General features: G+C 71.5%; 10 protein-coding genes. 6 read left to right on the top strand and 4 right to left on the bottom strand.

Features of this window, described 5'->3' with window-relative positions:
- The first annotated feature begins 237 nt into the window (after positions 1-237).
- From L0H79_RS16335 to L0H79_RS16345, 3 genes are read left to right on the top strand one after another with little or no spacing between them, the layout of a single operon-like run.
- Complete coding sequence (locus L0H79_RS16335) at positions 238-978, top strand: DUF998 domain-containing protein (RefSeq protein WP_301485701.1); 741 nt, start codon at positions 238-240, stop codon at positions 976-978.
- The gene (locus tag L0H79_RS16340; RefSeq protein WP_301485702.1) at positions 975-1343 is read left to right on the top strand and encodes a YciI family protein; all 369 of its coding nucleotides are present in this window, start codon (positions 975-977) and stop codon (positions 1341-1343) included. Before L0H79_RS16335 ends, L0H79_RS16340 begins: the two co-directional genes overlap by 4 nt.
- Before the next feature lie 28 nt (positions 1344-1371).
- On the top strand, positions 1372-2643 hold the full coding sequence (locus tag L0H79_RS16345) for an RNA polymerase sigma factor (RefSeq protein ID WP_367652482.1): 1272 nt from the start codon (positions 1372-1374) through the stop codon (positions 2641-2643).
- A 136-nt stretch (positions 2644-2779) separates the two neighbouring features.
- On the opposite strand, the gene proC is transcribed toward L0H79_RS16345, so the two are convergent.
- Together proC and L0H79_RS16355 are read right to left on the bottom strand one after the other, a co-directional pair.
- Positions 2780-3586, bottom strand: coding sequence for a pyrroline-5-carboxylate reductase (gene proC, locus L0H79_RS16350; RefSeq protein WP_301485704.1), 807 nt, complete (start codon positions 3584-3586; stop codon positions 2780-2782).
- A 2-nt stretch (positions 3587-3588) separates the two neighbouring features.
- Positions 3589-4539 (bottom strand): proline dehydrogenase family protein, encoded by a 951-nt coding sequence (locus L0H79_RS16355; RefSeq protein ID WP_301485706.1) that lies wholly within the window; start codon positions 4537-4539, stop codon positions 3589-3591.
- 102 nt (positions 4540-4641) lie between these two features.
- On the opposite strand from L0H79_RS16355, the gene L0H79_RS16360 reads away from it, so the two are divergent.
- Both L0H79_RS16360 and L0H79_RS16365 read left to right on the top strand, forming a co-directional pair.
- Complete coding sequence (locus L0H79_RS16360; protein ID WP_301485707.1) at positions 4642-5442, top strand: maleylpyruvate isomerase N-terminal domain-containing protein; 801 nt, start codon at positions 4642-4644, stop codon at positions 5440-5442.
- Between the two features lie 16 nt (positions 5443-5458).
- Positions 5459-6853: an alpha-hydroxy-acid oxidizing protein gene (locus L0H79_RS16365; protein WP_301485708.1), complete on the top strand. Its 1395-nt coding sequence runs from the start codon at positions 5459-5461 to the stop codon at positions 6851-6853.
- Between the two features lie 95 nt (positions 6854-6948).
- On the opposite strand, the gene L0H79_RS16370 is transcribed toward L0H79_RS16365, so the two are convergent.
- Positions 6949-7428, bottom strand: a complete 480-nt coding sequence (locus L0H79_RS16370; protein WP_301485709.1) for a nucleoside deaminase — start codon at positions 7426-7428, stop codon at positions 6949-6951.
- Positions 7425-8177, bottom strand: a complete 753-nt coding sequence (locus L0H79_RS16375) for a cyclopropane-fatty-acyl-phospholipid synthase family protein (protein ID WP_301485710.1) — start codon at positions 8175-8177, stop codon at positions 7425-7427. Before L0H79_RS16375 ends, L0H79_RS16370 begins: the two co-directional genes overlap by 4 nt.
- Before the next feature lie 357 nt (positions 8178-8534).
- Between L0H79_RS16375 and L0H79_RS16380 the strand changes: the two genes are divergently transcribed.
- Positions 8535-11156: an ATP-dependent Clp protease ATP-binding subunit gene (locus L0H79_RS16380; protein WP_301485711.1), complete on the top strand. Its 2622-nt coding sequence runs from the start codon at positions 8535-8537 to the stop codon at positions 11154-11156.
- Positions 11157-11265 lie beyond the last annotated feature (109 nt).

Here is an 11265-nt window from a genome sequence, read left to right on the forward strand (position 1 = left end):
ATGCGCCGGTCACCGCGTGGTGGCGGGCGCCTTCGCCGTATGCCGCCGGGCTCCCTCCCAGCCCCACCCTCGGTCGAGCGGCCGGACGACCGCGTCACCGTAGTGCTGGGTCGAGGACGGCTCGGTGCCGCCCGCCGCTGACGGAGCCCAGCGGCATACGGCATAGCTGTTTCGGTGTCGAGACTCCGGGGCCGGCTCCGACGTCCTGAGCGTCCGAACCACCTCGAAGGAGTCACCATGTCTACCTCGATCGATCGAACGCGCCGCCTGCTCACCTGCGGCATCCTCGCGGGTCCACTCTTCCTCCTCGTGGTCCTGAGCCAGGCCCCCGCGCGGGACGGGTTCGACCCGGCCACGCATCCGCTCAGCCTGCTCAGCCTCGGCCCGAACGGCTGGGTCCAGACCACGAACTTCCTCGTCGCAGGCCTGCTCACCCTCGCCGGCGCCGTCGGGCTCCGCCGCGGGTTGCGCGGACAGCCGGCCGGCACCTGGGGGCCGCTGCTCATCGGCTGTCAGGGCATCGCGCTCGTCTGCGCCGGCGTCTTCGCCACCGACCCCGCGGACGGCTTCCCGCCCGGCATCGCGCCGCCCGCCACGACCACCGGGCACGCCGTCCTGCATGCCGTCGCTCCCACGATCGGCGGGATCGCGCTCGACCTCGCCTGCCTCGTGTTCGCGCGCGCGTTCCACCGGCGGGGGCAATCCGGCTGGGCCGCTTACTGCCTCGCCACTCTCGCCGCAGACGTCGCGGCTGCCGGCGCGGCGGGGACCACCGGCGACTTCCGTTGGCTGCTGACCGGAGCGGCGGTGACGTGGCTCTGGGTCTCCGCGGTCCTGGCCCACGTCGTCCGGGACGCGTCCGGTCTGTTGCCGGCGCCGACGATGCGTCACGCTGTTGGTGTCGATGGCCAGCCGCCGGCTCCGACGTCCGAGGTGAGACGCCCGACCGGGGCGTCCGCACGAAGGAGAGAACGATGAAGTACATCATGCTCAGCTACGGGACCCAGGCCGACTGGGACGCGGGCGCGGAGTACGCCCAGGCCCACCCGGACGAGCAGTTCGGCCCGGCCGACGGCTTCGCACATCAGCTCATCGCAACCGGTGAATTCGTCTATGCCGCAGGCCTGTCCGACCCGACGCACACCCAATGGGTGACGCCCTCCGAGGGCGGCAGCGTCGTCACGGACGGGCCGTACGCCGAGGCCAAGGAGCACCTCATGAGTTTCGGGATCGTCGACGTCGGCGGCAACGAGCGGGCGCTCGAGATCGCCGGGCAGATGTCCGGCGTGTTCGGCCGCGTCGAGGTCCGACCACTCGAAGGCGGCGGGGTCGACGACGTCTGAGGCTGAGATCCGGCCCCTCGGGGACCTGCTGCGCGAGCACGCGCCGCGGGTCCTCGGTGCGCTCGTGCGCCGCTACGGCCACTTCGACCTCGCCGAGGACGCGGTCCAGGAGGCGCTGCTCGCCGCGTCCCAGCAATGGCCCCGCGATGGGCAACCGTCCGATCCGAAGGCCTGGCTGATCCGCGTGGCCTCACGCCGACTCACCGACCTGCTTCGCGCGGAGCGGGCCCGACGACGGCGCGAGGAGACCGTGGCGGCTCGGGCGGTCGGGCGTGGCTGGCTCGCGCCGCCGGCCGACGCACCGCTCGACCAGGACGACAGCCTCGCCGTGATCTTCCTCTGCTGCCACCCCGCCCTGACCGAGGCGTCCCGGGTCGCGCTGACGTTGCGCGCGGTCGGTGGGCTCACGACGGCGGAGATCGCACGGGCGTTCATGGTCCCGGAATCGACCATGGCGCAACGGATCTCGCGCGCGAAGCGGACCGTCGCCGAGTCCGGGCTCCCCCTGCGGATGTATGCCGCTGAGCTGGCCGCGCGCCTCGACGGCGTGCTCGCGGTGCTCTACCTCATCTTCAACGAGGGCTACACGGCCTCGAGCGGGTCGGCCCTGGACCGGCCGGATCTGGCGCGAGAGGCGATCCGGCTGGCCCGGCTCGTCCATCGCGAGCTGCCCGAGCACGGTGAGGTGGCCGGCCTGCTCGCCCTGATGCTGCTCACCGACGCGCGCCGACCGGCCCGGACGAACCCGGACGGGACGCCGATCCCGCTCCCCGAGCAGGACCGCAGCCGGTGGTCGCAAGACGACATCGCTGCCGGGGCGGCGCTGCTCGAGGCGGCGCTGCGCCGGCCACCGGGCGGGACGTACCGGTTGCAGGCCGCGATCGCGGCCCTGCACGACGAGGCGGCCCGTGCCGAGGACACGGACTGGCGGCAGATCCTCGCCCTCTACACGCTGCTCGGGCGCGTCATCGACAACCCGGTCGTGGCGCTCAACCGCACCGTCGCGGTTGCGATGGTGCACGGGCCTCGGGCCGGGCTGGCCGCCCTCGAGGACCTGACCGGGTACCCCCGCCTCGCCCGCGGCCATCGGCTCGCCTCAGTCCGGGCGCACCTGCTCGAGCAGGACGACCGGCTGGGCGAGGCGGCCGCGGAATACCGGGCGGCGGCGGCCGCGACGACGAACCCCATCGAGCGCCGCTACCTCCTCAGGCGCGCCGACCGCTGTGAGGAACACCCCCGCCCGGGGCCAACGGACCTCGCCAGTCCGCCTCCTCGAAGACCGCCTCGTCGGCGTAGCTGAACCAGAAGGCATCGGGCGCGTTCTGGAGCATCTCGAGCCGGATGTCCCGATGGCTCTCCCAGTCCTGCGCCAGGACGCGGTGCAGGTGGATCGGCCGGCCGGGGCCGCTCGGGTCGACTCCCAACGCCGCTCCCGGTCAGACCTGGCCGGAGGCCAGCTGGCGGGACCGGGCGGCTGCGGCCTCGATCGCGGTGACGAAAGCGGCCCGGACCTTGTGGTCGTCGAGCCGGCGCAGCGCGGCGACCGTCGTGCCTCCAGGGGAGGAGACCTCCTCGCGCAGGACGGTGGGGTGGGTGCCGGTCTCGCGGAGCATCGTCGCCGCGCCGTAGAGGGTCTGCACGACCAGCTCGGTCGCCGTGGCCCGGGGCAGGCCCAGCACGACACCCGCCTCGATCATCGCCTCCACCACGTAGAAGATGTAGGCCGGCCCGCTGCCGGAGATGGCCGTCACGGCGTCGAGGTGTCTCTCCTCGAGCCGCAGGACCCTGCCACAGGAGGAGAGCAGCCGCTCGGCCTCGGCAAGGTGCTCCTCGGTGCAGTGCCGGCCCGCCGCGATGGCCGACATGCCCTGGTCGACCCGGGCCGCGGTGTTCGGCATGACCCGCACGACCGAGGAGCCCTCGGGCAGGATGGACTCGAGCCGCTCGGTGGTGATGCCGGCCGCGATGGACACGACGGTGTTGCCGGTCACGACATGATCGCGGATCTGCTCGACGAGCCCCATCATGTCCTGCGGCTTGACGACGAGCACGAGCGTGTCGGCGAGCTGGGCCGCCTCGACGTTGCCGAGGACCCGCACCCGGTACTTCTCGGCGAGCGCCTCCGCGCGCTGCGCGTTGCGTTCGGTGATCACGATGTCAGCGGGGTCCTGTCCGGCCCGGAGCAGTCCGGACAGGAGCGTCTCGCCCATCACCCCGGCACCGAAGATGGCCGTCGTGCCCACGCTCAGCCCTTCGTCGCGACGCCGCGAAGGAAGAAGGCGACGTTGGCCGGTTTCTCGGCCATCCGGCGCATGAGGTAGCCGTACCACTCCTCGCCGTAGGGGATGTAGACGCGCATGCGGTCACCGCGGTCGGCGATCCGCTTCTGCTCCTCCGGGCGGATCCCGTACAGCATCTGGTACTCGTAGGAGCCTGGTGCCCGGCCGCACTGGGCGGCGAGCGCCCCGGCGATCTCGACGAGGCGCGGGTCGTGGCTGGCGACCATCGGGTAGCCGCCGCCCTGCATGAGGACCTTGAGGCAGCGGACGTAGGACTTGTCGACGTCGGCACCGGCCTGGAACGCCACCGACTCCGGCTCCTTATAGGCCCCCTTGCACAGCCGCACCCGGGAGCCGGCGACCGCCAGGTCTCGGCAGTCGGCCTCGGTCCGGTACAGGTAGGCCTGCAGCACCGCACCGACGAAGGGGAAGTCCGCCCGTAGCTCACGCAGCGCATCGAGGGTCCGGTCGGTCGTCGTGTGGTCCTCCATGTCGAGGGTCACCGTCGTGCCCGCCTCCTGCGCGAGCGTGCAGATCTCGCGGGCGTGCTCCAAGGCGATCTTGTTGCCGTCGCCGGGCAGCGCCTGCCCGAGCGCGCTCAGCTTGAGCGAGACCTCGGCCCGGCCCCCCTCGGTCAGGCCCTGCTCGCGCAGAGCGGTGAGGATCGAGACGTAGGCGTCCTTCGTGTGTGCCGCCTGCCCGGCGTCGAGCGTGTCCTCGCCGAGGTAGTCGACCGTCGTACGCCGCCCGGTGGCCTCGAGCGCAGCGGCCGCGCTGACGGCGTCATCGGTGGAGGCGCCCGGGACGAACCGGTGGACGACCGAACGTGACACGGGCGCCTTCTCGATGACGTCACGGACGAGGTCGGATTTCGAGAGCTGCAGGAGCGAGTTGCGGAGCAGGTCGCTGGCGTCCACGGTGTCCTCCGTCGTTGGGGGTGATGCGACCGCACATGGTCGCACGGGGCCAAATCTACCGCCGCCGCACGGCTGCCCGGCCACCTGCGGCAGACTCTCTGCATGGCGACGGAGCGCTTCCACCTCCTGACCTTCGACGCGTACGGCGACGCGATCGGGCAGGCGGCGACCGTCCTGCGCGCCAACGCCACGGCCACCCCCCTGGATGGCCCCGTGCCGACCTGTCCGGGCTGGACGCTGCGCGACCTGGTGAGCCACGCCGGCATGGTCCATCGCTGGGCGTCGGACCAGCTGCGCGCCGGACCCGGGGCAGACCCCGCTGCCCACCAGGACGAAGGCCGGGCGAGCGCCGATCTGCTCACCTGGTTCGACACCGGCGCCACGGCGCTGCTCCAGTCGCTCGTCGACGCCCCGGACGACCTCGACGCGCTCGTGTTCCTCGCGGACGCCCCCCCGGCCAAGATCTTCTGGGCGCGGCGGCAGGCCCACGAGACGACCATCCATGCGGTCGACGCGCTCGCCGCCCGGCTGGGCAGGGCCCCGACCTCCGAGGAGACGTGGATCCGCGGCGGTCTCGCCCTCGACGGGATCGACGAGATCCTCGCCGGCTTCGTCGCCCGGGGCGGACGGCGGGCGGTCCACACGCCGGAGCCGACGACGCTGCTCGTCCACCCTGACGGGTCGGGGGTGGCCTGGCACGTGAGCTTCTCCCCCGATGCACCGGCGGTCACGCGCCGGATGGACACGTCTGCCACGCATGCCGCGTCGGTCGGGTCGGTCGAGGCCGACCATGTGCTCACCGGGCCGGCCGTCGCGGCCTACCTGACCCTGTGGAACCGGTCCGACGACACCTGGCGGGAGCAGGCATGGTGGCGCGAGGTCCTGACCGTGACGTGGGCCTGACGAGGGAGGGTTCGGTATGTCGCTGAGCGGGTTCGGGCGCGGCGTGCAGTCCGCGGTCTACCGAGCGGGGGCGCTCGGGCACCGGCCGCGCGTGCCGACGGACGGGGGCCGGCTCGAGGCCGCCGCCGAACGGTCGATGTCACGCCGCGCCTTCGCGTATGTCGCGGGCTCGGCCGGGTCCGAGACGGCGGCGCGGGAGAACCGGACCGCGTTCGACCGGTGGGAGATCCTGCCGCACCACCTCGTCGACGCGAGCGACCGCGACGCGGGCGTGGACCTGTTCGGCCGGCGCCACCCGGCTCCGTTCCTGCTCGCCCCGATCGGCGCGCTGTCGGCGGTGCACCCGGACGGCGACCTCGCGGTGGCCCGTGGGGCCCGCGACCAGGGCGTCACGATGATGCTGAGCAGCCAGGCCTCGGTGCCCATGGAGGAGGTCTGCGGCGAGCTCGCCGGGACCGGTCACTGGTTCCAGCTCTACTGGAGCAGTCACGACGACCTCGTGGCGAGCCTCGTCTCCCGGGCCGAGGCGTGCGGCAGCGAGGCTGTCGTCGTCACCCTCGACACGGTGTACCTGGGCTGGCGTCCGCGCGACCTCGACCTGGGGCACCTGCCGTTCGCGCGCGGCGAGGGCATCGCCCAGTACACGTCCGACCCGGTCTTCCAGCGGCTCGTGGCGGACCGGGTGCGCCCCGGCGCTGCCGGCACTGCACCACCGTTCGGGTCGACCGGGCAGCAGGTCTCGGGGCGAGCGAGCACCAGCTCTCCCTCGAGGGGGCACGACATCCCCGTCGGCGGCGCCGAGCGGGACGCCCCGCGGCCGACACCGCGCGCTCTCGGCACGCTGCTGTCGATCAGCCGGAACCACCCCGGACCGACCCGGGAGAACCTGCGGGCACCGGAGCCACGGGCCGCGGTCGAGACCTTCCTCGACGTCTTCTCTCGGCCCAACCTGTCCTGGGCCGATCTGCCCCGGCTGCGCGAGCTGACCAACCTGCCGGTCGTCCTCAAGGGGATCCTGCGCGCCGACGACGCCCGCCGAGCCCTCGACGAGGGGGTCGACGCGATCTACGTGTCCAACCACGGCGGGCGCCAGGTCGACCGGTCGGTCGCCGCGCTCGATGCGCTCGTCGACGTCGTCGGTGTCGTCCGCGACCGGGCCGCGCAGGTGCCGGTGCTGTTCGACAGTGGGGTGCGCACCGGCGCTGACGCCTTCCTCGCGCTGGCCCTCGGGGCGAGCGCGGTGGGCATCGGCCGGCCCCATGTGTACGGCCTCGCCCTGGCCGGCGAGGAGGGTGTCTCGGAGGTGCTGCGCAACCTGCGGGCCGAGCTCGACCTGACGATGGCGCTGACCGGCTGCCGGACGCTGGCCGACATCACGGCAGACCTGGTGCGTCCGCGCGGGTCGCACTGACGAATCTCTGTTCTGCAAGGCTGGGTTCTCGAGGCGTCACGCCACGGATGGGCCGCGGTTCCCGCCGGGGCTGGGTTCTCGAGGCTCGGCGAGCCTCACCCGCGGGCGAAGGCCTCGTGCAGCCCCTTGACCTCGGCCTCGAGCTCGGGCACCGGCCCCTCGACGACCGCGCCGGGCACGACCTGCCGGATCGGCAGGGCGGCCACGGGCCCGGCCGGGCAACCCCACGCGGTCCGCCACGCACCGAGCTGGGCCGAGCTGACGGCATACACGATCCGGCCGAGGCCGACCCAGCCGTGCGCCGCCGAGCACATCGGGCAGTGCTCCCCCGACGTGTACACCGTCGCTGCCGCACGCTCCTCGGCGCGCAGGCGCGCCCCGGCCCACCGGGCGATCGCCAGCTCCGGGTGCTGGGTCTCGTCGAGCTCGACGACGTGGTTGTGGTCCTCGAAGAGCTCGCGCCCCGCCCCCGAGACGAGCACCGACCCGAACGGCTCGTCCCCTCGCTGCAGCGCCAAGCGGGCGAGCTCGACCGCCCGGCGCAGGTGCCTGAGGTCCGTCTCGGTGATGGTCATGCGACCCTCCCGGTCACCAGGGCGAACGTCACGAACGCACCACCGTCGGCCTCGAGCATCTGCTGGGTCGCAGATGTCATCCGACCGTGCAGCTCCATCACGGCCCGCTCCCACAGCAGCCAGTTCGCGCACCCGTCCGCCTGCGTGCGTGCCGTCACCTTCTGGAAGGCTCGCCCGAACTCCCACTGGCTGCGCAGCCACCCGGCAGTGTGCCACGCCGCCGTCTCGGGGCCCACGACCCGGTCGATGTGCTCGGGGATCTCACCGAGCTCACGCACCTCGCTCGTGAGCGCGGGTGTCGCGATGCCGAGCTGGCCACCGGGCCGCAGGAACCCGGCGACGTACGGCGGGTAGTGGTCTCCCGTCCCGAAGTACTCCCAGGCGTCGATGCTGACGATGACGTCGAAGCTCTGCCGCCCGAAGGGCAGGCTGTGGGCATCGACCCGCATCGGCAGGACCAGATCGTCGACGCCGGCCTTGCGGAACACCTCGCCCGACTCGGTGGGATCCACCCACAGGTCGGCCGCGACGACCCGCACGCCGTACTCCCGGGCGAGGAAGACCGAGGTCGCGCCCAGCCCCGAGCCGAGGTCGAGCACCCGCATCCCGGGCCGCAGGTCGAGGTCCGCGGCCAGGTCCTCGAGCAGCCACAGCGGGTGCGGTCCCATGTCGAGGTCGACGAGCCACCTGGCCTCGTAGGCGGCCGACCGCGGGAACTCTGGCTTGCTCAGGTGGTCGAGAGCCGGCATGCCCCGATCCTCGCCCACTTCCGCTCGTCGGTCGAGTCCGGTGCCGGCCCGGTCCACACCCAGCGCCTATGCCGCTGCGCTGGCTTCGGAGGAAGGCGCTGGGGGCGCGGACCCAGTTCGGGGGTCACGGGGGCGCAGGGCCGCCAAGGCCCGTGAGCTCCCGTGGGTCAGCATACGTTCATGTTCGCGACGCGAGTCGACGAGCTCGCGTTGCGCTGTTGGCGTAACGACGAACCTGAGGCGTGCCCGGCGCGTTCCATGGGAACAGGATGGGTGGAGGTCACGTTCGATGGAAGTGGGCCGTGTCAGCGCGGCACGGATAGCATCGAGTGTGTCTCGATCAGGCAGGAGCGAAACATGTTTGAACGGTTCACCGACCGGGCCCGAAGGGTGGTCGTGTTGGCGCAGGAAGAAGCCCGCCTGCTCAACCACAACTACATCGGGACCGAGCACATCCTCCTGGGTCTGATCCACGAAGGCGAAGGCGTCGCCGCGAAGGCCCTCGAGTCGCTCGACATCTCGCTCGAAGCGGTCCGAGCCCAGGTCCAGGAGATCATCGGTCAGGGCCAGCAGGCCCCGACCGGACACATTCCCTTCACGCCCCGCGCGAAGAAGGTGCTCGAGTACTCGCTGCGCGAGGCGCTGCAGCTCGGCCACAGCTACATCGGCACCGAGCACATCCTGCTCGGCCTCATCCGCGAGGGTGAAGGCGTTGCCGCCCAGGTGCTCGTCAAGCTCGGCGCCGAGCTGAACAAGGTGCGCCAGCAGGTCATCCAGCTGCTCTCGGGCTACCAAGGCGGCCAGACGGGCGAGAAGGCCGGTGCCGGAGTCGGCGCGGCCCAGGGCGAGGGCACCCCGGCGGGGTCGCTCGTGCTCGACCAGTTCGGCCGAAATCTGACGCAGGCGGCCCGTGAGGGCAAGCTCGACCCGGTCATCGGACGCGAGAAAGAGATCGAGCGCGTCATGCAGGTGCTGAGCCGACGCACCAAGAACAACCCGGTGCTGATCGGTGAGCCAGGCGTCGGCAAGACCGCGGTCGTCGAGGGGCTGGCCCAGGACATCGTCAAGGGCGAGGTGCCCGAGACCCTGAAGGACAAGCAGCTGTACACCCTCGACCTCGGCTCGCTCGTCGCCGGAAGCCGCTACCGCGGTGACTTCGAGGAGCGGCTGAAGAAGGTCCTCAAGGAGATCCGCACCCGCGGCGACATCATCATCTTCATCGACGAGATCCACACCCTCGTCGGTGCCGGCGCCGCGGAGGGCGCTATCGACGCCGCGTCGATCCTCAAGCCGATGCTCGCGCGTGGTGAGCTGCAGACGATCGGGGCGACGACGCTCGACGAGTACCGCAAGCACATCGAGAAGGACTCTGCGCTCGAGCGGCGGTTCCAGCCGATCCAGGTCCAGGAGCCGACGCTGCCGCACGCGATCGAGATCCTCAAGGGTCTGCGTGATCGTTACGAGGCGCACCACCGCGTCACGATCACCGACGGGGCGCTGGTCGCGGCGGCCAACATGGCCGACCGCTATGTCAACGACCGCTACCTGCCGGACAAGGCGATCGACCTGATCGACGAGGCCGGCGCGCGTCTGCGCATCCGCCGGATGACCGCGCCGCCGGACCTGCGCGAGTTCGACGAGAGGATCGCCCAGCTCGTGCGCGACAAGGAGTCGGCGATCGACGGGCAGGACTTCGAGCGCGCGGCCCGGATCCGCGACGAGGAGAAGAAGCTGCGCGCCGAGAAGGCGGCCCGGGAGGCCCAGTGGAAGACCGGCGACATGGACGTCGTCGCCGAGGTCGACGAGGAGCTCATCGCCGAGGTGCTCGCCGCGTCCACGGGGATCCCGGTCTTCAAGCTGACCGAGGAGGAGTCCTCGCGGTTGCTCCACATGGAGGACGAGCTGCACAAGCGGATCGTCGGCATGGACGAGGCCGTCGGCGCGCTCTCGCAGGCGATCCGGCGCACCCGTGCCGGTCTGAAGGACCCGCACCGCCCGGGTGGGTCGTTCATCTTCGCCGGCCCCACCGGCGTCGGCAAGACCGAGCTGGCCAAGACCCTCGCCGAGTTCCTGTTCGGCTCGGAGGACGCGCTGATCCAGCTCGACATGTCCGAGTACTCCGAGAAGCACACCGTCTCGCGGCTGTTCGGCAGCCCGCCTGGCTACGTCGGCTACGAGGAGGGCGGCCAGCTGACCGAGAAGGTCCGTCGCAAGCCGTTCTCGGTCGTGCTGTTCGACGAGGTCGAGAAGGCTCACCCGGAGATCTTCAACTCGCTGCTGCAGGTGCTCGAGGACGGTCGCCTGACCGACTCGCAGGGCCGGATGATCGACTTCAAGAACACCGTCATCATCATGACGACCAACCTCGGCACCCGCGACATCTCCAAGGCGTCGATGGGCTTCTCCGCCGGCCCGGACTCCCGGTCGGGCTACGAGCGGATGAAGGCGAAGGTCACCGACGAGCTGAAGCAGCACTTCCGGCCGGAGTTCCTCAACCGGGTCGACGACATCATCGTGTTCCCGCACCTGACCAGGGACGAGATCACCCAGATCGTCGACCTCGAGATCGCCAAGCTCGACAAGCGGCTCCGCGACAAGGACATGGGCATCGAGCTCACCCCGGCGGCCAAGGACCTGCTCGCCAAGAAGGGCTACGACCCCGTGCTCGGGGCGAGGCCGTTGCGCCGCACGATCCAGCGCGAGATCGAGGATGCCCTGTCGGAGAAGATCCTCTACGCCGAGTTCACCTCAGGCCAGCACGTGCTCGTCGACACGGAGGGCGAGGGCAAGGACGAGAAGTTCGCCTTCTCCCCCCGGGCCAAGCCCGTGCACCGTCCGGCCGACGACCTGGGCGACATCGGCGATGCCGCGCTCGACGAGGCCTTGTCCGGCTTGACCGACCCGGTGCCGGACCCGACGCGTGACGTGACCGGCAATGCCGGCACGCGCGTGCCTCGCACCGGTCGCGACGCAGTCTGACCACCGGGATCGACAGTGCAGCAATCCCGATCGACAGCGCAGTAACCCCGATCGACAGTGCAGTAACCCTGATCGACAGTGCAGTAGTTGTGATCGACAGTGCAGTAAC

The organism is Intrasporangium sp., from assembly GCF_030452765.1.
Classification (GTDB): Bacteria; Actinomycetota; Actinomycetes; order Actinomycetales; family Dermatophilaceae; genus Intrasporangium_A.

Bases quoted from the DNA above. Each gene is read 5' to 3' on its own strand.
- L0H79_RS16335 (WP_301485701.1), top strand. From the start codon at position 238: ATGTCTACCTCGATCGATCGAACGCGCCGCCTGCTCACCTGCGGCATC.
- L0H79_RS16340 (WP_301485702.1), top strand. From the start codon at position 975: ATGAAGTACATCATGCTCAGCTACGGGACCCAGGCCGACTGGGACGCG.
- L0H79_RS16360 (WP_301485707.1), top strand. From the start codon at position 4,642: ATGGCGACGGAGCGCTTCCACCTCCTGACCTTCGACGCGTACGGCGAC.
- L0H79_RS16365 (WP_301485708.1), top strand. From the start codon at position 5,459: ATGTCGCTGAGCGGGTTCGGGCGCGGCGTGCAGTCCGCGGTCTACCGA.
- L0H79_RS16370 (WP_301485709.1), bottom strand. From the start codon at position 7,428: ATGACCATCACCGAGACGGACCTCAGGCACCTGCGCCGGGCGGTCGAG.
- L0H79_RS16375 (WP_301485710.1), bottom strand. From the start codon at position 8,177: ATGCCGGCTCTCGACCACCTGAGCAAGCCAGAGTTCCCGCGGTCGGCC.
- L0H79_RS16380 (WP_301485711.1), top strand. From the start codon at position 8,535: ATGTTTGAACGGTTCACCGACCGGGCCCGAAGGGTGGTCGTGTTGGCG.